Annotated in this window: 21 protein-coding genes and 2 tRNA genes; 16 read left to right on the top strand and 7 right to left on the bottom strand. The window is 64.7% G+C overall.

Features of this window, described 5'->3' with window-relative positions; genetic code table 11:
* Positions 1-93: 93 nt before the first annotated feature.
* Positions 94-1383, bottom strand: a complete 1290-nt coding sequence (locus WEB06_02080; GenBank protein ID MEX2554400.1) for a cation:proton antiporter — start codon at positions 1381-1383, stop codon at positions 94-96.
* Positions 1384-1497: 114 nt separating this feature from the next.
* Between WEB06_02080 and WEB06_02075 the strand changes: the two genes are divergently transcribed.
* Together WEB06_02075 and WEB06_02070 are read left to right on the top strand one after the other, a co-directional pair.
* A tRNA-Cys gene (locus WEB06_02075) sits at positions 1498-1571 on the top strand.
* Positions 1572-1741: 170 nt separating this feature from the next.
* Complete coding sequence (locus WEB06_02070) at positions 1742-2293, top strand: hypothetical protein (GenBank protein MEX2554399.1); 552 nt, start codon at positions 1742-1744, stop codon at positions 2291-2293.
* A 13-nt stretch (positions 2294-2306) separates the two neighbouring features.
* Here the strand turns inward: WEB06_02070 and WEB06_02065 are convergent, their stop codons facing one another.
* Positions 2307-3353 carry a tyrosine-type recombinase/integrase gene (locus tag WEB06_02065; protein MEX2554398.1) on the bottom strand — a complete coding sequence of 349 codons (1047 nt, stop codon included), beginning with the start codon at positions 3351-3353 and terminating at the stop codon, positions 2307-2309.
* Between the two features lie 173 nt (positions 3354-3526).
* On the bottom strand, positions 3527-4150 hold the full coding sequence (locus WEB06_02060) for a hypothetical protein (protein MEX2554397.1): 624 nt from the start codon (positions 4148-4150) through the stop codon (positions 3527-3529).
* Positions 4151-4268: 118 nt separating this feature from the next.
* Between WEB06_02060 and WEB06_02055 the strand changes: the two genes are divergently transcribed.
* Positions 4269-4496: a helix-turn-helix transcriptional regulator gene (locus WEB06_02055; GenBank protein ID MEX2554396.1), complete on the top strand. Its 228-nt coding sequence runs from the start codon at positions 4269-4271 to the stop codon at positions 4494-4496.
* Positions 4497-4894: 398 nt separating this feature from the next.
* The gene (locus WEB06_02050) at positions 4895-5404 is read left to right on the top strand and encodes a hypothetical protein (protein ID MEX2554395.1); all 510 of its coding nucleotides are present in this window, start codon (positions 4895-4897) and stop codon (positions 5402-5404) included.
* Between the two features lie 160 nt (positions 5405-5564).
* On the opposite strand, the gene WEB06_02045 is transcribed toward WEB06_02050, so the two are convergent.
* Positions 5565-6041, bottom strand: coding sequence for a hypothetical protein (locus WEB06_02045; GenBank protein ID MEX2554394.1), 477 nt, complete (start codon positions 6039-6041; stop codon positions 5565-5567).
* A 346-nt stretch (positions 6042-6387) separates the two neighbouring features.
* Here WEB06_02045 and WEB06_02040 point away from each other — a divergent pair, with 346 nt between their 5' ends.
* From WEB06_02040 to WEB06_02030, 3 genes are all read left to right on the top strand, one after another.
* The gene (locus tag WEB06_02040) at positions 6388-6867 is read left to right on the top strand and encodes a hypothetical protein (protein MEX2554393.1); all 480 of its coding nucleotides are present in this window, start codon (positions 6388-6390) and stop codon (positions 6865-6867) included.
* A complete protein-coding gene (locus WEB06_02035; GenBank protein MEX2554392.1) occupies positions 6860-7303 on the top strand; it encodes a hypothetical protein in 444 nt (147 codons plus the stop codon). Before WEB06_02040 ends, WEB06_02035 begins: the two co-directional genes overlap by 8 nt.
* Before the next feature lie 84 nt (positions 7304-7387).
* Entirely contained in the window at positions 7388-9034 is a 1647-nt protein-coding gene (locus WEB06_02030) for a major capsid protein (protein ID MEX2554391.1), read from the top strand.
* Here WEB06_02030 and WEB06_02025 read toward each other — a convergent pair.
* Positions 9029-9730, bottom strand: a complete 702-nt coding sequence (locus tag WEB06_02025) for a hypothetical protein (GenBank protein ID MEX2554390.1) — start codon at positions 9728-9730, stop codon at positions 9029-9031. The two genes, WEB06_02030 and WEB06_02025, sit on opposite strands and share 6 nt — an antisense overlap.
* A gap of 492 nt (positions 9731-10222) precedes the next feature.
* On the opposite strand from WEB06_02025, the gene WEB06_02020 reads away from it, so the two are divergent.
* The 5 genes from WEB06_02020 to WEB06_02000 all read left to right on the top strand — a co-directional run bounded on the left by WEB06_02020 (position 10223) and on the right by WEB06_02000 (position 15544).
* Positions 10223-11137, top strand: coding sequence for a 5,10-methylenetetrahydrofolate reductase (locus WEB06_02020; protein MEX2554389.1), 915 nt, complete (start codon positions 10223-10225; stop codon positions 11135-11137).
* 238 nt (positions 11138-11375) lie between these two features.
* Positions 11376-12188 (top strand): DUF2391 family protein, encoded by an 813-nt coding sequence (locus WEB06_02015; GenBank protein MEX2554388.1) that lies wholly within the window; start codon positions 11376-11378, stop codon positions 12186-12188.
* Positions 12185-12580, top strand: a complete 396-nt coding sequence (locus WEB06_02010; GenBank protein ID MEX2554387.1) for a hypothetical protein — start codon at positions 12185-12187, stop codon at positions 12578-12580. The genes WEB06_02015 and WEB06_02010 overlap by 4 nt, the downstream gene beginning before the upstream one ends.
* 42 nt (positions 12581-12622) lie before the next feature.
* A tRNA-Val gene (locus WEB06_02005) sits at positions 12623-12697 on the top strand.
* 330 nt (positions 12698-13027) lie between these two features.
* Positions 13028-15544 (top strand): cadherin-like domain-containing protein, encoded by a 2517-nt coding sequence (locus WEB06_02000; GenBank protein MEX2554386.1) that lies wholly within the window; start codon positions 13028-13030, stop codon positions 15542-15544.
* Here WEB06_02000 and WEB06_01995 read toward each other — a convergent pair.
* Together WEB06_01995 and WEB06_01990 are read right to left on the bottom strand one after the other, a co-directional pair.
* Complete coding sequence (locus tag WEB06_01995; protein ID MEX2554385.1) at positions 15541-15867, bottom strand: plasmid stabilization protein; 327 nt, start codon at positions 15865-15867, stop codon at positions 15541-15543. The genes WEB06_02000 and WEB06_01995 overlap by 4 nt on opposite strands.
* Positions 15868-16225: 358 nt before the next feature.
* Positions 16226-16735, bottom strand: a complete 510-nt coding sequence (locus WEB06_01990; GenBank protein MEX2554384.1) for a response regulator — start codon at positions 16733-16735, stop codon at positions 16226-16228.
* 227 nt (positions 16736-16962) lie between these two features.
* On the opposite strand from WEB06_01990, the gene WEB06_01985 reads away from it, so the two are divergent.
* From WEB06_01985 to WEB06_01970, 4 genes are all read left to right on the top strand, one after another.
* Positions 16963-17652, top strand: a complete 690-nt coding sequence (locus WEB06_01985; GenBank protein MEX2554383.1) for a response regulator transcription factor — start codon at positions 16963-16965, stop codon at positions 17650-17652.
* A gap of 124 nt (positions 17653-17776) precedes the next feature.
* Entirely contained in the window at positions 17777-18493 is a 717-nt protein-coding gene (locus WEB06_01980) for an HD domain-containing phosphohydrolase (GenBank protein ID MEX2554382.1), read from the top strand.
* A 30-nt stretch (positions 18494-18523) separates the two neighbouring features.
* Positions 18524-21589, top strand: a complete 3066-nt coding sequence (locus WEB06_01975) for an LPXTG cell wall anchor domain-containing protein (GenBank protein ID MEX2554381.1) — start codon at positions 18524-18526, stop codon at positions 21587-21589.
* A 46-nt stretch (positions 21590-21635) separates the two neighbouring features.
* Positions 21636-22283, top strand: coding sequence for a HAMP domain-containing sensor histidine kinase (locus tag WEB06_01970; GenBank protein MEX2554380.1), 648 nt, complete (start codon positions 21636-21638; stop codon positions 22281-22283).
* Positions 22284-22322 lie beyond the last annotated feature (39 nt).

The raw sequence follows: 22322 nt of genomic DNA, 5'->3' as shown, positions 1-22322 counted from the left end.
AGCATCACCTTGCCAAGGTGAGGGTCGCCAGTTCGAATCTGGTCGCCCGCTCCAGTCATCGGTGGGCCGGCACGTGCCGGCCCACCTGAAGTCTCAGGGCGTCGCCGGATCCAGGTCGGCCGTTGAAGCGGCGCTCGGCGGCGCGTCGGCGAAGCTGATGCGCTTCACGCAGAGCCGTAGCAACGGCGCCGTCATCAACGTCGTGACGACCGATACCATCACGAGCATCGTGTAGGCCTCCTCGGTGATGACGCCGATGCTCAGGCCGATGGCCGCGATGACAAGGCCGATGGCGCCTCGGGCGTTGAGCCCGATGCCGGTCGCGATCGCCTCCCACTTCGGCAGTCCGCCGGCGCGAGCTCCGAACGCTCCACCCACGAACTTCGCGATACATGCGATGGCTACCGCGACGATCGTCGCGACGAGCGTCGATCCCCGCATGGTCGTCAGATCGACGTTGATACCGGTGAACGCGAAGAAGAACGGCGTGAAGAACCCCGAACCGATCTGAGTAACGACGTTCTCCGAACGCTTCAGGCTGAGGCCCGTACGGCGAAGCTGGATCGCAACGATGAAAGCCCCCAAAGCGAGATGCACGCCGATCGCCTGTGTCGCAAGGGCGCCCAGCAACACGAAGCCGAGGACGACCGTCACTTCTGCGTGTGCGATCCGCAGGCTCCGGGACGAGCGGAGCGCCCACCGGAGGAGATCACGGCCGGCCGTGAAAGCGAAGACCACGAACGCCCCCGTGACCGTCAGGGTCCACGCGAGGTTTCCGAGCGCTAACCCCTCTCCTCGAGCGAGCCCGGCGACGACGCCGAGCACGAGCCAGCCGATCGTGTCGTCGGCGACCGCGGTGGACATGATCAGCACGCCCAGACGCGTTCTGATCAGGTTTAGATCCATGAGGATTCGAGCGATCACCGGGATCGCAGAGATCGACATGGCGACGCCGATGAAGAGCGCGAAAGTGGTGCGATCGGCCTCCGGCCCCACCAGGATGTCGGGCGCCAAGAGACCGAATCCCCAGCCGGCCGCGAACGGGACGAGGAAGGCTCCGAGCCACCCGAACATCACCGCTCTTCCGTGCGCGCGAAGGACGCCCAGCCGCGTCTCGAGCCCGGCCGACACCACGAGGAACAGCACGCCGATCCACCCGACGAGCTCGAGCAGGTCTCGCTGGCCGGGATCGGGAGGGAAAAGGGCGCGGAAGCCGCCGGGCCAAACCTGACCGAACAGCGACGGGCCGAGCATGATCCCGAACACGATCTCGCCGACGACTATGGGGATGCCGAGCCGGGCGGCGATCTCTCCGCCGACGCGGGCCGCGGCCACGAGGACCAGGATCTCGGCGAGCACGAGGAGTAGTTGGTGGTCGGTCACGGCTTCCTTTTCGGGCGTGGGAGAAGGTCTGCGTGGCTAGGTTTCGAGGGATTCTATCGACGGGCCGCTAGACGGGGCCGACGCTCGTCGGGGACGGTAGAATCCCCCCGCTCTGGCGGTGTGGCCGAGTGGTTAGGCAAGGGACTGCAAATCCCTCCACCCCGGTTCAATTCCGGGCGCCGCCTCCAGTAGTGACCAGGGCAAACGGTTAGCCCGATCGTGAAGAAGCCCCCGTGGGGGGGCTTCTTGCAAACAAGCTGCAAACATCAAGTTCGCTAGCACCGTCGGGATCCCGGTATCCGTTGGCCGCTCCAGGTTAGGCCTCCTGAGCGGGCGCCGGGGCTACCATCGGTACGGCATGTGGCGCAAACTCGTTGACTTCCTGACGGCCGAGTGGATGGTTAGGAACGCCAACGGCGGTCCGGTCGTCCTGGGTCGGGCGCTGTTCATCAGCATCTTGATCGCTGGGCCGACCATCGGAATACGGGAGATAAATCTGTTCGGTGATTCGGGTATCGGCGAACGGATCACCGACGCGCTCAAATTTCTTGGGGTCGTATTCGCCGCTTCGTACACGGCTCTGTACGCGCGGTTCTCTCAGCAGTGGACCTACCTTGCGAACCTCTACAACCAAATTAAGGCAACTGAAGTTCGAGCATCAACGAGCGGGCCCATGAATGAGGATGCGTCCAAGAGACTAGCGGAATGGAAGGCTGGTTTCATCGAGGACGCTGATGCGGTGCATCTCGTGAAGAAGCGGCTTTTTGCTTCAGTCATCGTTTCCTGGTCGAGACAGGAACAAGTTGAGGCTTCCTACTGCGAGCACGGGAACGACGGAGAACACGGTTGGGACCGCATCGTCTGCGCGGCGAAGGACACTGTCGCGAGACGATCGACAGTGAGGCGATGATCCGGATGGATCGTCAGCCGCCGAGTGCGTCCTCGATTGCCTTGGCCGCCGCGGCCGTCGTCCGAACGTGCTGGTAACGCTCCATCGTGAACGCCTCGCGGGAGTGCCCGAGCGCTGCCGAGGCGATGGCAGGGTGAACGTCGGCCTCCAGAAGCAAGGTCGCGAACCCGTGGCGCGCGTCATGTAGCCGGGTATTGGGGTAGCCCACCCGCTTCGCCAGTCTTCGGAACGAGCGCGTGAACACGTCCGGCTTGACCGGCTGGCCCTTGCCGTCGTCGCACACCAAGTCGCCTGCGGCCCACCCTTCGCCAATGGCGAGCCGCCGCTGAGCCTGGGCGACCTTCCAACGTCGGAGGTGTTCGACCGCAAATGGGGGGATCTCCAGCGTCCGGGCGGCTCGCTTGGTCTTCGGGTCGAGCATCGAGAATGTGCCCTCGACGCGATGGAGGCCGCGCGCGACCGAGATTGTCGCCTTATCGAGGTCCACAGCTGCCCAGGTGAGTCCGAGCGTTTCGCTGCGCCTCAAGCCCGCAGCGCAGGCGAGCAGAACCGGCGCCTCCCACCGAGTGCCCTCGGATGCCGCGATGATGGCCCGGACGCCCGCAGCATTGGGTACCTCCAAAGTCGGCCGCTCCGCCGTGGGGGGCTTGGCCGCCCGAGCGGGATTGTTCATGACGAGACCATCACCCAAGGCCGTCTCCATGATCGAGGAACAGAGGGCACGGCATTGGATGATCGAGCGGGGCTTGAGTCCCTTGCCGCGCATCTGCTCCATGAGGTCGCGAAGGTGCGCGGGCTTGATCCGCCGGAGCGGAATCTGGCCGAGTGCGGGGAGCAGGTGATGGCGGAGCAGGCTCCGGTAACGGACTCGGGTTGAGGCTCGGATGTCGCGCTGCTCAATCCACCTGAGCGCGTATTCGGAGAACAACACGTCCTCGGGGAACGGGTCCTCGCCCTTTTCGACTTCGCCTAACGCCTTACGGAGCGCCGCTTCGGCCTCGCGCTTCGTCGCATGGCCGCCGCTCCATCTCTGCCTGCGCAGCTTGACTGGCTCTGACAATTTGCCGCCGCACCGCGGGCAACGGTCGATCTTGTCATCACTCCAGACCACAACGCTGCGACCCCGCCCTCGACCGCCACCGGCACGGCATCCCGCCGCGCACATCCGTGCCGGTTGCATTCCTTGATCGACCACGATGGACCAGGACCGCCCGCGCCGAACGACGCTTCCTCTCATCGGCCCTTCCCCTTCCGCCGCCCTCGCGGCTTCGTCTCTTCCAGGTATCCCGCTGCCCGTGCCCCGTCGATCAACCTTTTCGCATGGCTCTGCCCGACGTGCTCCACCTCCATGACCGCCTTGATGAAGGGCTTCCCTTCCTCAACGGCGCGACGGACGACGGTAGCAACCCGGCGCAGCCGTTCTTGATCGACGCTGCGATACGCACGCCGGGTACGCTGCGCTGTCGGGCCGGTGGGATTCGTCATCGGGATGAACGCCTCGCGCCACTGGCGGACTTCGCTCTTCAGCGTCCCTCGTGTCTCCTCCTGGCCGATCTGCACGACCACGGCGGCCCCCTCGCGAAGAATCTCCGGCAGCGGTAGTCGCAGGGCCACGGAACTGATGCCCTTCGCTGCGTCCCGGGCTTCGACACTGATCCTGGCGACCCTGGGGACCGCATCCTTGCCGACCGTGACCCACAGTGTCGCGACGACTGGCCGTTTGGGGTCATCGAAGGTCAGCCCGAACGACGTTGGCAACCAGCGGCGATCGCCGAGCGAAACAGAATCAACCGACAGGTCGCCGAAGGCTCGGATGTGCCGGATGGGGAACGGGTCCTTCCGTCGCTGCTTGGCCATGACACAAGGGTACAACAGATGAACAGAATGGGCTAGCCCAATCCCCGAGGCTCAATTCTGCAATGAGCTATCCAAAGGGTACCGGGCACTATCAGGATGTGTTTGAGTGGCACGCACGATGACGAAGACGGAAGCACTCAAGGTCAGCCTGGCGCGCCGCCTGGCGCGAAGTGGCGAAGCGCAACGCATCCGCGCCGAGGCTGAACTATCTCTCAACCAGATCGCCGCCGTCGTGGGCGTGACGCACGTCACGGTTCGGCGCTGGGAGCTGGGTGACAAGCGTCCCTCGGGTAAGGCGGCGGTCCGATACGCCGATCTCCTGGCGGCTCTGCGGGGGCAACCGTGATTCCCGATCCGCGCGAGCAGCCGACGATGAGCGTCGAAGAGTTCGCGCGTTGCGCGGGTGTCAGTCGCGGCCTTGCGTACGAGGCTCTGCGCCGGGGCGAGGTCCCTGGTGCGTTCAAGCTCGGGTCTAGGCACATCATCCCGACCGCGGCTGTCCTAGCCGCGTTGGGCTTGAACAGCGACACCACGACAACGACAGATCAAAAAGATGAGTCCGGTACCTGACGCGGCGCCGGACTCAACGAAGCGGATGGAACAACCGTGGGTCATAGTAACGGGTTCGATTTTGATGCGCCATGCCGCGGATGGCTCTTGCCGCTCGTCAGCCTTCAGGACGGGCGGTCGTTCACGTGGAGGCGACCGTGCCGGCGCCGTGGACTATGCGCCGCGTGTCGCGAGATGCTCGGGCGCCGCGACTATCGGAACGCAGCGGGCAGGTTCCCGCATGATTTTGTCTACGTGCGGCGATTTGCCGGTAGCACCAATCGTCTCCGGCAGGCTCGCCACGCGGCAGGAGCAGAGGGCGTGACTGTGCGGACGCTCGACGGCAACGGTTGGTCGTTCACTGATTGCAGGATCGCACGGTCGCAGCCTTGGCGAAGCGATCTTGCGTTGCGGCTCCTCGATCTTGTGTTGCGAAAAGGCGCAGAGCGCGTGTCATGGTCGGATGGCTGGCGGCCTCCCGACGAAGAAAGGCGTTTCGACGTCGCCGATACAGGGATGGAGCGTGACCGAAAAGACGACTGGGAGCGCGCGTGGGAGCTGGCCGTAGACGAGGCGAAACAGCGATGGGGCGTCGAGATCGTCGAGAACGAACCGCTGCCGAAAGGGATTCCACGGAAGGCATGGCTGCGTCTGTGGGGCGATGCGATCCGTCAAGAGAAGAACGGCGGTAAGGATGAGCCCTGAGCAGGCATTTCTAACGGTTCATCCGGCGCGAACTAACGCTCCGTTGAGTACAGAAAGTACCTATCAACGAACCGTTAGTTCCCGCAGCGTGGAATGGGCCTGCGGCGCGGGATTGTCGCGCTGGTCGCGCCGCGCGGCCCGCTGCGCGGTCCACGCGCCCCTAGTCACCGCCGTAACGCTCCATGAACGCACGCGAGAGACGCTGCATCTTTTCGGGGCCGCCGATCTGCTCCACGATCGCGACCATTACCTGAGCCGAGAGCGCCGACGGAAGAAGCTCAAACAGGACTTTTGTGTACCCCTGTTCGCCCAGGGCGAGTTGCGACGAATGCATGGGCGCTTCGACCAGGGCCACGAGCAAGCTCTCCGAGTTCATTCCCGCCGCCTCCAACCAAGCAAGATTGATCTCGCCCATGCGGGACGGCTCATCTTTGTAGTACCAGAGCAAACGCTTCTGGTTCGTCGGCCCAAGGTGAATCAGCTCGCGAGGATCGCCATTGGGGTCACGCGCCACCGCTACCTGTATGACGTGTTCGTCCTCGCGCAGCAAGGGGCGAAACGGCGCCACGTAGCGTTCCTGGACGGCCTCTCCACGCTTCTTGAGGAGCCGATGAAGAAGGCCCATGCCGATACTCAAGCGGATGGCCTAACTGAGGTCAACGATCCCCGCGCTCGCCCACATTCGGCCTCCCCCCCTACTGGCCCAAACGATGCGCGCGAGGCTCCGGTGATCGGGTCTCTCAGGCCGTCAGACGGGTTCTCGCGCGGGCGCGTGGCTCGGATCCAACCGATCCACCGCACCGTTTCGCGGCTGTTTCGCGTGGTCGCTTTCGCGCCCTCTGACCTGCGGCGATGGATGGGTCGGGGGATATGCAATCCGCAGTTCGAGGGGGATGCCATCCGCGACTCGTCGCGGGGGCGAGCGGCGCACAGAGTATCCCCCTCCGACGTTTCCACACTCGAACCGAAACGGGGGGTAGTCGATGAATGATGAGGAACCCATGCGCGAAACCGCGGTAGAGATACCGGAATCGGATCGACCATGGCTTTTTCGCGCGGCCAATACGAAATCGGTGACGCACGGCGCGCGATCTGAACGCATCGTCCTCGCGCGTGCCAAACAGGAATACGAACGGCTCATCGGGGAGCATCCGCAGCTTGCAGATTTCGCCGATGAGACGATGGCTTACGCAGTCGCACTATCCGTCTGGAGCTTGTACGCGGAAGGCATCGACCGTCTTGGCGTCATGGATGAGAACGACGAACCACGAGCCAGCTTGTCGAAACAACTTCGTCTTTGGGCTTCCAAAACCGTTGAGCATCGGCAAAGACTAGGGCTCACGCCTACAAGTCAATCGCGACTATGGCTCGATGAAACGACACGGGAAGCGAGAAGATTAGAGCTGATCGAAGCGGCAGAAAAAAGGTACGCAGCATTGAATCGGAGGGATAACGATGGATGAGCTTGCCGGACTGACGGTACTACCAAGACTCAACAGATTGGTTGAAGCGGCTTTGACGATGCTTAGAAGCGATCCGATCACATGCGGGCACGTTGACGAAGCACAGGATGGACTATTTCTGTGCCTATTTCACGTTGAAGAAGTGAGCGTCAGTTGCAGAGGTTGCTACGAAGAACACATGGGTCACGCGCTCCATCGCAACGGGAACGAAGAGATCTGCGCCCTCTGTCCGCGCCTGCTATCGAACCCGGTGAAAGAGACGCTCTCCTGGAAGGCTGACGCGACGCCGCCGATCATCGTGCGCACTGAGAACTGCGCGGATTGCTTCGAGGCGACGACGGTTGACGCTCGAATCGGGCTATGCGAACTCCATCTCCTGCATCTCTCGAACGAGGAAGGGACATTTGCGAGGCGCTGGACGGGACTGCGGAACTGAACTACATTGGGCGCAGGCCGGTCGAGTCGCAGCGCCGCCGAAGGGCCATGCGAGCGAGTCGTCTCGGAGGAAGCGCCGCCCACTGTGGGTCATGCGGGCCTCCTAAGGTCGAACGGTAGCGCCGCGGCACATCGCCGCCATGCGGGCCAACCAAGAACCTTTGGAGGGTCCGTCATGGATTCACGTACAGCCAAACTTGCCGAATTGGTCGGTCGCTTCAAAGAGGTTGACGACGTTCAGCTCGGCGAGATCGGGGAACTCCTCACCCTCGAACTCTCTAGCGCCGCCGACGAGAGGGATCTCGACAAGGCCCGCGCCATCTCGGAACTGCACGGCAGGACCAAGACCGAAATCACGCGACGTAAGCGCGTCAAGGCCGAGACGGAACACGAACTCCGACAGCTCCTCACCCGAGCCGGGCTCGCCGATCCACCGGAACCAGAACCGGAACCCGAACCAGCGGGGGCGATCCTGGCAGCGGCCAAGCCGACCATCGCCGACCTTCAGCGCCATCGGTCCCGGCACCTTCGCTCGTCGCCGCGACCGCCAGCGGAAACCTCTCGCTGGACAACTCCAGCGGGTCGAGAACTCGGAACCGTCGCCGAGATTGCAGACGAACTCCGGTCCCGTTTGCTCTCGCTGGGCCGGGAGGGTCGTTTCAGCATCGCTCGCGCGAGCTGGGAGCTACCTCCGGAGCGGCGGCTGGGTCGAGACTTCACCGCCAATCGTTCTGCCCTCGACGCGGTAGTGTCGCCGCCCGCACTAGTCGCCTCGGGCGGGATCTGCGCCCCTCCCAATACGCGATATGACTTTCCATCTAGCTCGACGGGTTCACGGCCGTTGCGCGATGGGTTGCCGCGGTTCGATGCCGACCGGGGTGGAATCGTCTATCTGCCTACTCCGCGGCTGGTCGATGTTGGGTCAGCCGTTGGAATCACGACCGAAGCCCAGGACGCCTCGGGCGAGAACTATCCGAAGCCGTGCCTTCAGGTGACGTGCGATGAACCCACCGAACTCCACGTTCAAGCCGTCCATCGGTGTCTGCAATTCTCGAACTTCAACGCTCGAACCCATCCCGAAGCCGTCGAGCACTACATCGACCTGACCATCTCGGCCGTCGCGCGTGCCGCCGAGGATTCGCTTTGGACGAGGATGCTAACCGCGTCAACGGCCGTCACCGCGGGCGAGAATCTGAGTGCAACCCGGGACGTTTTAGCGGCGGTGGGACGTGCCGCCGCGCAACTCCGTTCTCGTCACCGGATGCCGCAAGACTTCACGATGCGATGGGCTGCTCCCGCGTGGCTCATCGACTTGATGCAGGCCGACATGGGAAGGCAGGCGCCGGGCGATTCCACCATGGGGATCTCGCGGGCGGACATCGAAGCATGGCTCACCGCGCGAAGCATCCGGCCGATCTGGTCGCTTGATGCCGGCGGGCAATCGTTCACCGATACGCAGGGTGTCGGTCCGCTCATCGGATGGCCTGACACGGTAGACACGCTCCTCTATCCCGAGGGCTCATTCATCCACGTTGACGGAGGAGAACTCGACCTCGGCATCATCCGGGACTCGACGATCAACCTGACGAACGATCTTCAAATCTTCGGCGAGATTTTCGAGACGGTCGCGTTCGTCGGTGTCGAGTCTTACGCTCTGACGCTCGATGTTTGCGCGTCGGGGTTGGCTGCCGGATTCGTGGATATGCCGGATGTGTGCCTCAGCGCATCATGACCCGGGAGTGGTCAGCTTGAGGGCCGCCCAAGGGACGCGGAAGATCGTCTCCCAGGGATTCAACCCTAGCTGTGTGGCCATGGTGGAGCAACAAAGGATCTCGCGCCATCGAACATAGGTGTCCACGACTGTGTCGGCTGCCGCGTGAAGCTCATCGAAGGTCATGTCGTCAACGAAGCGGTCGCGCTTACGATCATAGTGCGCGACGGATTTGTTAAACCATGTACGCACCTTTTCCGTGCGCGCCCGCATGTGTTCAAGGTCTGTGGCCGGAATTGTTGGGTCTAGAAAGTCGTACCCCACGCCGTTGATCTCATCGAAACGCTCACCCTCCGCCTGTTCACTTCCAGACGGCCGCAGTCTGATGAATCGCTCACGGGACAGAACACGAGGGAATCGAGATGCCAGGTCTAATAGACGTGCAAGCGAGTGCACGTTTTCCCTCAACTCATTCTGGCGGCGAACTGCGGCAGCGATTGCCTGGCCGTAGTTGTGGTTCAGCCATTCATGGAAGGTCGCGACCTGCTTGGCTTCCGGAGGTGCGCTTTTCAGTACGTGCCTGTAACCGTTCCAAACTTGCCGAATGACCAAGATGCCGTTCACGACGTCTTTGTAGATCGGGCCATCTTCGAGCCAATCGCGCCACTCCATGAACCGCGCATCGAAGTCATCCGGAGACGACCGATCTGCAAACATCTGCGAAACATCCTATCCGTCAGCGGTCGTCACCGGGCGTCAGCGCGCGGCAGAACGCTCGTTCGGAGCCGCAGGTCAGCGGCGATGGACGACACCATCCGGAAGTGGGCGTCAGGCTCCGGACGGGACTGCAAATCCCTCCACCCCGGTTCAATTCCGGGCGCCGCCTCAACGGAAACGCCCTGCACACGCAGGGCGTTTCGCGTTGGTGCTTTCGTCTTGATCAGGCAGTGTCGGCTGCAGATGGCAAACCAAGTGGCAAACCCGCGAACGAGTTCTCCAGCGCCGCCGCAACGTCCGCGTCGGCACCGTGGGCCCGCTTGATGTACCGGTCCTGCGTGAAGCTCGGCCGGGCGTGTCCGAGCCGCTTGGCGACGGCGGCGGCTCCCGCGCGCCCGACGATCTACACGACCGATCACTTCCGCGAGCGTTTCGAACGCAGGGCAAGGCGAACCTTGCGAGGTCGATCGAGCGCCTCAATAGACTGACGTCGTGAACGCGGCATTCCTCGAAAAGATCGAAGCCCGGGCGCCGGGGATCTGTCTCTACGGCCTCGTTCCGCCGAAGCTCGCCACCCCGACTGACGAGCTGAGAGCGATCGCCGCGCATCAGGCCGAACGCATCGAGCGTATGGACCTCGACGGCGTCATCGTCTACGACATCGGCGATGAGTCCGATCGAACGCCGGAGCCTCGCCCTTTCCCCTTCCTCCCCGTCGTTCTTCCCGATGCTTATGCGAACGAGCACCTCGGCCGTCTTCGCCCGGCGAAGATCGTCTACCGGCGTGTGAACCGGGACACGCCCGACAGCTTTGTCGAATGGCTGACCGGTGACGGGCGGCCCGATATCTCCGTGCTCGTCGGCGCACCCACCCGGCGCGCCGATCTCAGCCTCCCTCTGTCCGACGCCTACGCGCTCGTGAAGAAGCACGCCCCCGACCTCGTCCTCGGCGGAATTGCGATCGCCGAGCGGCACACGCACCGGTTCGACGAGCACGAGCGGATCCTTGCAAAGACCGAGATGGGATGCCGGTTCTTCGTGACGCAATCCGTGTACGACGTGACCTCGACGAAGTCGCTCATCTCCGACTACTCGCTCGCCCTCCGCGATGCTCCGGTTTCCATCATCCTGACGTTCGCGCCCTGCGGCTCGGAGAAGACCCTCGAGTTCATGAAGTGGCTCGGCATTGCTTTCCCGCGGTGGCTCGAGAACGAGCTCCGCCATGCGCCGGACCCGCTCGCTACCTCCATGAAGCTCTGCGAGGAGCTATTCGCGGAGATCTGGGACTACGCTCGCGCCAAGGGGGTCCCGGTCGGCGTAAACGTGGAAAGCGTCTCGATCCGCAAGGCGGAGATCGATGCGTCGGTGGAACTGGCAAAGCGGCTGAGGGAGCTGACGAAGCGGTAGCTACGGCGACGTGGATCGGAGTGACGAGCCGCCTGGCGGCAAACTGGTGGCAAAAAACGCCAGCGACGGGACCTTCTGCGACAAGAGGGACTCGGACGCTCACCCTCCCTAAGCAGCGGAAAGCAACCGGACGCGACCGGGAGCGGTGGAATGCAAATCCCTCCACCCCGGTTCAATTCCGGGCGCCGCCTCCAAAGGGTCCGTTTGACGGCGTATCCAGCAGGGCAATCTCATCCGGATGGCTGCCAAGGCAACCCGAGGAACGACGCCTCAAGATCTCATGCGCGGCGTCGCCGGGGGCGCGCTGCTCGGCGTACCGCTGCTCTATACCCAGGAAGTCTGGGATCACGGAAAGACGTTGGACCCAAGCGTGATCCTGGCGCTCTTCGTTACCGGCTTTGGCTTGAGCGTGGCGCTCTCGTACTACGTCGGGTTCCGCTCGGGCCGGACGCAGCGTCCTTTCGAGGATGCGGTCGTCGGGCAAGGCCTGTCGGTCCTCATCGCGTTGGTGCTGCTGTTCCTGCTGGCGCGCATCCATTTCGACATGCCGGCCGCGAACGTCTTCGGCGTGCTCGCGCTCACGACGATCCCGATCGGCATCGGCTTCGCGATCGGGAACGCACTGGCGCCTCAAGGCGGTGAGGAGGGCTCGGAGCGGATGAGTGGGGGACAGGGCGATCTGCTCGCCGCTGCCGGAGGCGCCGTCGTCTTGGCGCTCAACATCGCTCCGACCGAGGAGCCGGTACGGCTGGCGCAGGAACTCGGCTGGGTGCGGCTGGCGCTGCTCGTCGGCATGTCCCTGCTGTTGCCGTATCTCATCGTCTTCGAGGCGGAGTTCGGCGGCCGGCACAACCGCCGGGGACACGCGGGCGCGACGCAGCATCCTTCAACCGAGACGCTCCTCGCGTACCTCGTCGCGTTCGTGTTGGCGGCCGGGATGTTGTGGACTTTCGGCCGCATCGACGGGATCAACGGCCCCGCGCTTGCCGCGGTCGTCGTGCTGGCGTTCCCGGCCTCGCTCGGCGCGGCGCTCGGACGGATGCTCGTATGAGCGCGGCGAAGCGAGGCGCCCGCCGGTCGCGAAGCCCGTTCGAGACGGTCGTTCTCGTCGTTTCGCTCGCGGCCGTGTCGTCGATCGTGCTCGGGCTCGTCGTTGCCAGGGTTTCCGGCAGCAAACGCGAGGCCGACCTGCGGGCCTCGATTCGTGCGACCGGCCAGGTGGCGAGCGGCGGTGAGGTCTACGAGCTGACCATCCGGAACGTCGGCGGCGAAACGGCCGAGAACGTCGTGATCGAGATCACGCTCGGGGAAGAGACACGCGAGATTGAGCTGCTGTCGATCTCGAAGGGCGACGACGAGAGCGCGACCGTCATCTTTCCAAGCGGGAGCACCGGGACGCCGGTCGTGGAGGTGCTCTCGTACCACGAGACAACCCGGGGATGACCTGCCTGTCTCACGAGGCTGGTATTATCCGGCTCCCAACTGGGGCGCGTAGCTCAGCCTGGTTAGAGCGCCTGCTCGACACGCAGGAGGTCGCAGGTTCAAGTCCCGCCGCGCCCACCGGCTCGGGGCACCGCTGCGCCCGCCGCCCCTGAGACACCGAACCCAGATCAGACCCCTTCAGCCACCGGCCTAGCGTTCCTGCGGCGACAGGCGACATCCCGTGTCACTTCCAGCCGCACGTTCGCCGACGGCTGACGTGACCACCCGCCGCGCCCGCCGTGTGATGTCGCGAACTGCCGCCGCCATAGAAGCTTCCAGGCGCCCGTTTTCTGCCGATAATTCCAGGTCAGCCCTGATGCCAAAGCGCCCGTCCGACAAAAGGCGTAGGCGGTTTCACCTGCAGGAGCGATTCTGGCGGCGCGCGCCGCCACTAGGCTCGTCTCAACGATGATTTGGCGTGCCAGGGTCTCTACGCTCACGGTCGTCGCGGTCGCTTTGCTGGGCTTCGGTCCGGCGGCGAGCGCGGCGACCCAGGTCGGTTTCAAGGCGCATTCCTACGCCGGGTTCGACGCCGAGACCAGCGCAGGAGCCATCACCGGTCAGAAGCCGGAGTCGAAGCTGTGGTTCAACGCCGGCAAGTGGTGGGCCGTGATGCTGAGCCCCCCGAACAACGGCGCGCACACGATCTGGCGTCTGGACGACGGCGGCTGGGTGAATACGAACGTAGTTGTCGACGGCCGGGCGGCGACGAAAGAGGACGTGCTGTGGACGGGGTCCAAGCTGTACGTCACGTCCCGGTCTGCCGGGTCTTCGAACCTGCTGCGCCGCTTCACCTGGACCGGAACGACCTACACGCTCGATAGCGGATTCCCGGCGGATCTGGGGATCACGAAGCCAGAGACGCTGACGATCGCCCGCGACTCCCTTGGCACGCTCTGGGTCACGTACGAACAAGATCTGAACATCTACGTCAAACGCTCTCAGGGGGGGCTCGACACGTCCTGGGGCGCGCCGTTCGTCATCCCTGTGCCCGGGGCGAGCGGGGTCCTCGACGACGACATATCTACCATCATCTCCTTCACCGATAACATCGGTCCCGCGATCGGGGTGATGTGGTCCAACCAGTCCACGGACGCCGACTACTTCGCCGTCCATCGGGACGGCGACGCCGACTCGAGCTGGACGGTCGAGACTGCACTGAGTGGCTCCAACCAGGCCGAGGACCATTTCAACCTCAAGACGTTCGAGGGGCGCGTCTACGCGGCCGCCAAGACCGAGGTCAAGAAGGGCGCGCAGATCCTCATCAAGCTGCTCGTCCGATCGCCCGGCGGCTCGTGGGCCTCCCACAATGTGGCGACGTTCGCCGAGGGCGACACCCGGCCGATCGCCGTATTGAACGTCGATCCGACCCAGCGAAAGATCTACATCTTCATGACCAAGGGTGAAGGCGCCGCGGCGGTAGGGATCTTCTACAAGGTGACCGGGGTCGACGCGATCGGCTTCCCGTCGACCGCCACGCCGTTCATCCAGGGACCCAACGGGGAGACGATCAACGACGCGACCTCGACGAAACAGAACACCGACGCGACGAGCGGTCTGGTGGTGCTCGCCTCGGACGGGGACAGCTATTGGTGGAACCGGATCGGTGGGGGGACGCCGGGAGCATCCCCGAACGCCGTCGCGGGCTCCGCGAGCACCACCGAGGACACGCCGGTTCAGGTCACGCTCAACGGCAACGACGCGGACACGTGCGATCTGATCTTCTCCGTCGCCTCGGCGCCGTCGCATGGCTCGCTCGGGGCGATCGCCAACCAGGCATGCACCAACGGGTCCCCGAACACCGATAAGGCGACCGTGACATACACGCCGGCGACCGACTACGCCGGCTCCGACTCCTTCACGTTCACCGTCCACGACGGAACGTCCGCTTCGTCTCCCGCCACGATCTCCTTGACGGTGAACGCGGTCAACGACGTCCCGACCGCGCTTTCCGGCTCGACCAGTACGACGACCGACACGCCGGTGACGGTGACGCTCAACGGCACCGACCCAGAGAGCTGCTCTTTGACCTTCGCGATCAGCCAGCAGCCCGGCCACGGATCTCTGGGCGCGATCACGAATCAGGCATGCGTCGCCGGGAGCCCGAACGCCGACCGGGCGACCCTGACCTACACGCCTGCGGCGGGTTACACCGGTTCCGATAGCTTCAAGTTCACCGTCAACGACGGCAGCCTCACATCGCCGGCGGCGACGATCTCGATCACCATCGGAGCCGCGTCGGCTGGGATCACGCTCCGCTCCGCGTCGAGCGCTGCCAACCCGACCGCGACGTCGCTAACCATCTCGGCGCCCGCCGGACTGGCGCCCGGCGACGTCATGCTCGCCGGCATCTCGGTCCGGGGAAACACGACGATCGCGCCGCCGGCAGGGTGGACGTTCGTACGCCTCGATGCCACGAGCGAGTTCATCTTCCGGCAAGCCGTTTACTTCAAGGTCGCGGGGTCAGAGCCCGCGAGCTACTCCTTTACCTTCAACTCGAACCAGGCCGCGGCCGGGGGGATCGCGGCGTACTCGGGGGTCAACACGGCCAACCCGATCGACGCTCACAGCGGCCAGGTCTCGAACTTCCTGCGCTTCGCAACGATAACCGCGCCGTCGGTGACGACCACGCAGAACGGCGCCATGCTGGTCGGCTTCTTCGGGATGGCCGACAACGTTACGATCGCCCCGCCCTCCGGCATGACCGAGCGGTGGGACGTGGCATCCAACGCGGGCGCCTTCTTCATGACGCAGGAAGGCGCGGACGCGCTACAGCCCACGGCCGGAGCGAGCGGATCGAAGGTAGCGACCGCTCCCGTGAAGGGTTGGAACATCGGCCAGCTCGTCGCGTTGCGGCCGGCGGGTGCAGACCCGTCGCCGTCACCGTCGCCATCTCCGAGCCCTACGAAGCCTCCGAGAGGCTAGCGTCCGACCGCGCGCTCCAACTCCTTCTTGCTCATCTTGGAACGGCCTTCGATGCCTTTGTGCTTGGCCTCGTTGTAGAGCTGATCGTAGGTCCGGCCGCCCGACCCGCGGCGGGAGCGGAGCCCGCCGCGGCGCCCCGATGAGATGTCCATGACGGACGTGCGGCTCTTCCGCCGGGCTTCGCCCGAACGCGCTCGCTCTTTGTTGACGGTCCGCGCCGCAACCTCCTCGGCTACGGTCTCGGGCTCGCCCCGATCGAGCAACCCCTCTTTGATGTGCTTGTACTGACGCTCTCGCTTCGCGGTCCATGAGCGCTGCGGCATCGTCCTCACTCCTCCCATGATCCCTCTGTCGACCTACCCAAGCGGCCGGAGACCACACCGGAACAAGGAACGCGTGGCCAGGTTGCTTCGGTTTCCTCGTGTACGGACGCGGGAACGAAAAACACGACCGTCAGGGGGCGAGCACTGTGGGTGCGAAATGTTTGTGGTGCGGCGGCCGTCTGGAAGATGATCGTTGGTGCATGCGATGTTCTCGCGGCCGGCTCCGCGTTGTCCAACGTTCCGGCGTCGTTCGCAAGCCGGGGGATCAGAAGCCGGATTCGCGCACGCTTCGGCAACAAGAACGCGGACGGCGAAGAGCCCCGCTCGAGGCGGGGCCCGGCGCGTTGAGATCCCGACTTCAGTCGTCGCGACGGAGCAGGCTGCGTCCTCGTCGGCCTGAGGCCTCGACTTCGCCGCCCAACTGGCGCATCTTGTCGACGGCCCCGTAGAGATTCGCACCGCGCGTCATCATGCCGCGCTTCAGCTCGAGCTGAGATTCCGAGGCGCTCAAGGCCTTCGAGACCGCTACCTCGAGGTCTGCCGGGTCGAACGGCTTGGAGATGTGATCGATCGCGCCGCCCGTCATCTCGCGCATGATCCCTTCGGACTCATAAGGCCTCGCGGTAACGACGATCACCGGCAGGTTGGCTCTCGAAGGCATGGCTTTGACCCGCTCGAGAACCTCGTAGCCGTCGGTAACCGGCATCATGATGTCGAGCACGACGAGGTCGAACTCAGTCTTCTTGATCTTTTCGAGCGCTTCCTCGCCCCCAGAAGCTTCGATCACTTGATGACCGGCCATGGTGAGGGTGGCTCGCATGAGAGCCCGGATCGGCGCCTCATCGTCGACGATCAGAATCTTGCCCACGCCGCTCCCTTCATTTCATTCGGTCCCCGCGCTCCCATTTTCGGCGGATCGGGAGGCCGACTGTAGGTGGGAGATCGGCCGGGGACGGCTCGGTGGGAGACCGGACCGCCTGGCTGGGGTGGGAATCGACGGTCGTGTCCGGGATGGGGGTTCTTGTGAGCAGCAGGACAAGGCAGGACTCCCGGAACAGGGGGACTGCCGGCGAACGGTGGTACTTTCTCACCGACATGGCCAACGTCGAAGGCGAAGCGGACGGCCCCATCGGGATCTTGGTCGTCGACGACCACGCGATCTCCCGCAGCGGCGTCGTGCAGCTTTGCTCCCTCATCCCGGGTGCCCAGGTCATCGGCGAGGCGTCCACCGGCGAGGATGCGCTCGAGCTCGCTCGTCTGCACGCTCCCGAAGTCGTCCTGATGGACGTGGAGATGCCGGGCACCATGGACGGGATAGAGGCGACGCGTCAGATCAAGGCGGAGCAGCCGAACACCGCAGTGATCATCCTCACCGTTCACGAGGATCGCGAGGTCATCTTCGAGGCGATCAAGGCCGGCGCCAGCGGCTACCTGCCCAAGTCCGCTCCGCTCGACCGGATCCAGCATGCGGTCAAGGTCGTGTCTCAGGGCGGGTCGTTCCTCGAGGCCGGTCTGGCCCGCAAAGTGCTCGATCAGTTCACGCGATACGCGGAGGAAGCACGCGCCGCCGCCGACGTGTACTACCTGCTGACGCCGCGCGAGCGAGAGGTCCTGATCGAACTATCGAACGGCTCGTCGGCGCGGCAGATCTCGAGCAAGCTCGGGATCAGCGAGCGTACGGTGAACACGCACATCGGGAACACCTATCGCAAGCTTCAGGTGAACAACCGCGTCGAGGCAGTGCACGAAGCGATCCGCATCCGATTGATCGAGCCGCCCCGCTAGCCGTTCGCGGGAAGTTCCCTCTCATATCCGCCGGAGCCGGGCGAGTCGACTCTGCACAACTACCTAGGCCCTTTCGGCATTCCTCTGCTGTCGCCTATGCGGCGCAGGTCCTACGGTTCGGAGTGTGGAACTCGGGCTTGGAGAGGCCGACGAGATCGGCGTTCGCGGTGTCCTTCTGGAGGCCGTACGCGCGACAGATGAGGCGCTTCGCGGGCTGAGTCGCGCGGAGCGCACCGCGCCGGACAGCAGAAGCGAGATCGACCGCGTGCGTGTAGAGGTTCGCCACGCCGCTCGGATGATCCTGGAATCGCTGCTCGGCATGGTCGAGGTCGAGACCGGACGCGAGGGACACTCGCGCCGGGTTGCCCTGAGGGCCCGAGCGATCGCCGCTCGGATGGGACTGGGCGACGTCGAGACCGAGCGGCTCGAAGAAGCGGCTCGGCTGCACGACGTCGGCGAGCTCATGCTCGACTGGGAGCGGCTGGCAAAGCCGCAGGCGCTTCCGCAAGCGCAGCGCCGGCCGCTTCGCCGTCATCCGACGATCGGTGAACGGCTCCTGCCCACGGTCGGGCTCGATGCGGAAACGTGCCGGATGGTCGGCGCACATCACGAACGGCTCGACGGAACCGGGTACCCGGACAAGCTGACCGGCGAACGCGTACCGCTAGGCGCGCAGATCCTCGCCGTCGCCGAGACGTTCGAGGCCATGACGCACGTTCGTCCGCATCGGCCGGCCGTGGAAACCAGTGAAGCGATCGACAAGCTCCGTCGGGAAGCGACGGCCGGGCGGCTCAACTCGACGGTCGTCGAGGTGCTGGCGCAGATCACGAATCCGAACTGAATCCTGTTGGGGGAGAGGGGAGTCGCAGAGATGGGAATCCTCCGTATCCGCAATACCCGAGGTGTCCCTCGTTCGCACGCGCCGATGGCGCCGCAACGGCTCGGGGCGATGCTGCTGGCGATCTTGCTGGCGCTCTTCATCGTGGGGCCGACGGCGTTCGCCGTGCACGACGAAGGGCTGTTCGAGCTCGACGGCGACGCGACGGCGAGCGGAGCACCCGGTGCGGATTGGAGCAACACGGGCAGCGCGATCGCGACGGCGTTCGTAACGGACGGCCAGGCGCCGGAGGACGAAACCTATCTCCACACCGGCGACTCAAAGGACATCAAGGACTTCGACGAGTGGGTTCCGACGACCACCGATGAGGCACCCGACAAGGACGAGATCCTTCACGCGTTCGCCGCGGGCTACAACAACGCAGACGGCGATCTGATCGTTTACTTCGGGCTCGACCGCTTCGACGCGAGCGGCGACGCTCAGGTCGGCTTCTGGTTCGCCCAGAGCAACGTCAGCATAGTGGGGTCCAGCGTCGTCGGCGACCATCAGGTCGGCGACATCCTCGTGCTGAGCGATTTCGTCAACGGCGGATCGGTCCCGGACATCCGCGTCTTCAAGTGGGTGGGCTCGGGCGGCTCGGATGGTCCGATCGATGAGGTCACGACGTCGGGCGACCCGGACTGCAACGCTGCCGATCCCGGCGACGACCTCTGTGCGCTCATCAACGCCGACATCGAGGACGCTCCGTGGCCGTTCCTCGACAAGAGCAAGAGCACTGATTTCCTGCCCGGCGAGTTCTACGAGGGCGGCGTCAACCTAACCGAGCTCGGGATCGACCAGGGCTGCATCACCACGTTCATCGCCGAGTCCCGCACCTCACAGTCCACCGACGCCCGCCTCAAGGACGTCGCGATAGGCGGCTTCCCTCTGTGCGGCATCTCCGTGACCAAGACGGGCGACGCCCAGTCCAAGGTCGGCGACCAGGCGCACTACACGGTCGAGATCGAGAACACGGGAGCGATCACGCTCTACAAGGAGAGCATTATCGACGACGTGCTCGGAAACCTCACCGACGGTTCCGACGCGAACATCACGTCCTCGACGTGCGGCGCCTCCTTGGTTCCGGGGGCTTCCTGCACGATCCAGCTGACCTACACGGTGCAGGCTGACGACCCCGATCCGCTCGTGAACACGGTCGACATCGTCTACGACAACAAGGCGAACCTGACCGGCTCGAACGTGTCCGACTCGGACGGCCACTCAACGCAGCTGTTCCAGCCGTCGATCCGGGTCGTCAAAGGCGGCGACCCGCAATCCAAGGTCGGGGACAACGTCCACTACACATTCGAGATCACGAACACGTCTTCGAGCGACGCGCCGGATCTGATCATGGACTCGATCAGCGACTCGCTGCTCGGGAACCTGGCCGACGACGCGCCGGCGGCATGCGACCAGATCGCCTCCGGTGACAGCTGTTCCTTCACGGCAGACCGCGTCGTGCAAGCCGACGACCCGAATCCGCTGCCGAACACGGTGACGGTTCACTATCACCCGGAGGGCTTCCCGAACGACATCAGTGATACGGATGATCATTCGGTGGATCTGTTCGGGCCGAGCGTGACGATCACTAAGGGTGGGGACACGCTTGGGAAGGTCACCGACAACGCGCATTACACGTTCGAGATCGAGAACACCTCGTCCGACAATTCGCCGGACCTGATCCTCGACTCGATCAGCGACTCGTTGCTCGGCGATCTCGAGGCCGCGGCTGTTGCTGCCGGGTGTGACACGCTTTCCCCCGGCGATACGTGCAACTTCACGGCCGATCGGGTCGTTCAGGCGGGGGATCCCGACCCGCTGCCCAACACGGTCACCGTTCATTACCATCCGGAAGGGTTCCCGAACGACATCAGCGCCACGGACGACCACTCGGTGAACCTGTTCCAGCCGTCCGTGGTGGTCGAAAAGGATGGAGACGGCATCTCCACGGCCGGCGAGAACGTCCACTACACCTTCGCGATCACGAACACCTCCTCGGACGATTCGCCGGACCTCGATCTCGAATCGGTGACCGACTCGCTCCTCGGCGATCTGACCGCGGTGGCGGAAGCGGCCGATTGCGGCACGTTGGCTCCCGGTGACTCGTGCGAGTTCGCGGCCGACCGGGTGGTCCAGGGTGACGACCCGAATCCGCTGCCCAACACCGTGACCGTCCTGTTCCATCCCGAGGGGTTCCCGAACGACATCAGTGATACGGATGATCATTCGGTGGATCTGTTCGGGCCGAGCGTGACGATCACTAAGGGTGGGGACACGCTTGGGAAGGTCACCGACAACGCGCATTACACGTTCGAGATCGAGAACACCTCGTCCGACAATTCACCGGACCTGGTGCTCGACTCGATCAGCGACTCGTTGCTCGGCGATCTCGAGGCCGCGGCCGTTGCTGCCGGGTGTGACACGCTTTCCCCGGGAGACAAGTGCAACTTCACGGCCGATCGGGTCGTGCAGGCGGGGGATCCCGACCCGCTGCCCAACACGGTGACCGTCCACTTCCACCCGGAGGGATTCGTCACCGACATCATGGCTACCGATGATCATGCGGTGAACCTCTTCCAGCCGAGCGTCACCGTGGACAAGGCCGGACCGGCGACCGTGACGGTCGGCCAGCCGCTGACCTACACGTTCACGATCAACAACACCTCGTCCGAGGACAGCCCGGCGCTCGAGCTCGCGAGCATGACCGACGTGGGCAACGGCTGGGCGGGACTTGGGGACCTCACCGACGAGGCGGTCGCGGCCGACTGCGGCTCGCTCGATCCGGGAGGGTCGTGCCAGTTCCAGGTGACGATCACCGCTCCGGCGAGCCCGTCTCCGCTCGAGAACACGGTGAGCGTTCTGTATCACCCGGACGGGTTCCCGAACGACATCACCGACAGCGATTCGCACTCGCTCGGGCTCGTCCAGGTCTTGGGCAACAAGATCCTGCCGAAGACCGGGACCGATGTCGGACTGTTCATGGCGCTCGGTATCGCCCTGGTGCTCGCAGGGCTCGGGCTCCGGTACTTGGTGACCTACTCGCCGGACGAGGCGGCGTAGGGCACTTCCTGGCGGCTCACCGCGGCCCGTGCTTGACTGGGCCGCGGTGAGCCGACCGGCCGACGAAGACGACGGAAGCCTGCTCGAACAGGCGACCCACGACCTGCTGAACCCGGTGGCTTCGATCCTCGGCCTCGGGGACACCATCCGTTCGCGAGGGTCGCAGCTCGACGACGGAACACTCCGCCAATTCGGCGAGTCGATCGCCCGGCAGGCGGCGCGCCTCGAGGCGGCCATCCGGGACCTAGTGAGAGCCACGCGGCTCCTTCGCCGCGACCCCGGCATCGCCGCGCAAAGCGTGTTGCTGTCCGAACTCGTCGGGGAGCTTGCCGGCGACCGGGTCCGCGTCGAGATCCCGCCGGACGTCCTGATCGATGCGGATCCGATCCTGCTCGGCGACGTGATCCGCAGGCTCATCGAGAACGCGCTCGAGCACTCCGCGGACGAGGTGGTGGTCACCGGCGGCATGGCCTGGATCGAGGTGGCCGATCGCGGTATCGGCTTCACGGAGGAGGGTCTCGCGAGGGTCTTCGAGCCGCTCTCGGCAGGCGCGAACGCGAAGGGAGAGCGCGGGCCCGGTCTCGGCTTGGGGCTCTACATCGCCCGGCGTCTCGTCGAGGTGATGGGCGGAACGCTCACCGCCACGAGCGAGCCGGGAACGGGCAGCACGTTCCGGGTCGAGCTGCCCGGCTGATCGTTGCCGGGGGTAGCGCCGGTTGTTACCCTGACGGTC

The organism is Actinomycetota bacterium, assembly GCA_040905475.1.
In the GTDB taxonomy this organism is placed as follows: Bacteria; Actinomycetota; AC-67; order AC-67; family AC-67; genus DATFGK01.
The sequence above is the reverse complement of the archived record's forward strand: the minus strand, read 5'-3'. Positions and strand labels throughout refer to the sequence as shown.

Coding starts and splice junctions, on each gene's coding strand:
- WEB06_02070 (MEX2554399.1), top strand. CDS start 1,742: ATGTGGCGCAAACTCGTTGACTTCCTGACGGCCGAGTGGATGGTTAGG.
- WEB06_02060 (MEX2554397.1), bottom strand. CDS start 4,150: ATGGCCAAGCAGCGACGGAAGGACCCGTTCCCCATCCGGCACATCCGA.
- WEB06_02055 (MEX2554396.1), top strand. CDS start 4,269: ATGACGAAGACGGAAGCACTCAAGGTCAGCCTGGCGCGCCGCCTGGCG.
- WEB06_02050 (MEX2554395.1), top strand. CDS start 4,895: ATGCTCGGGCGCCGCGACTATCGGAACGCAGCGGGCAGGTTCCCGCAT.
- WEB06_02040 (MEX2554393.1), top strand. CDS start 6,388: ATGAATGATGAGGAACCCATGCGCGAAACCGCGGTAGAGATACCGGAA.
- WEB06_02035 (MEX2554392.1), top strand. CDS start 6,860: ATGGATGAGCTTGCCGGACTGACGGTACTACCAAGACTCAACAGATTG.
- WEB06_02025 (MEX2554390.1), bottom strand. CDS start 9,730: ATGTTTGCAGATCGGTCGTCTCCGGATGACTTCGATGCGCGGTTCATG.
- WEB06_02015 (MEX2554388.1), top strand. CDS start 11,376: ATGGCTGCCAAGGCAACCCGAGGAACGACGCCTCAAGATCTCATGCGC.
- WEB06_02010 (MEX2554387.1), top strand. CDS start 12,185: ATGAGCGCGGCGAAGCGAGGCGCCCGCCGGTCGCGAAGCCCGTTCGAG.
- WEB06_02000 (MEX2554386.1), top strand. CDS start 13,028: ATGATTTGGCGTGCCAGGGTCTCTACGCTCACGGTCGTCGCGGTCGCT.
- WEB06_01995 (MEX2554385.1), bottom strand. CDS start 15,867: ATGCCGCAGCGCTCATGGACCGCGAAGCGAGAGCGTCAGTACAAGCAC.
- WEB06_01985 (MEX2554383.1), top strand. CDS start 16,963: ATGGCCAACGTCGAAGGCGAAGCGGACGGCCCCATCGGGATCTTGGTC.
- WEB06_01975 (MEX2554381.1), top strand. CDS start 18,524: ATGGGAATCCTCCGTATCCGCAATACCCGAGGTGTCCCTCGTTCGCAC.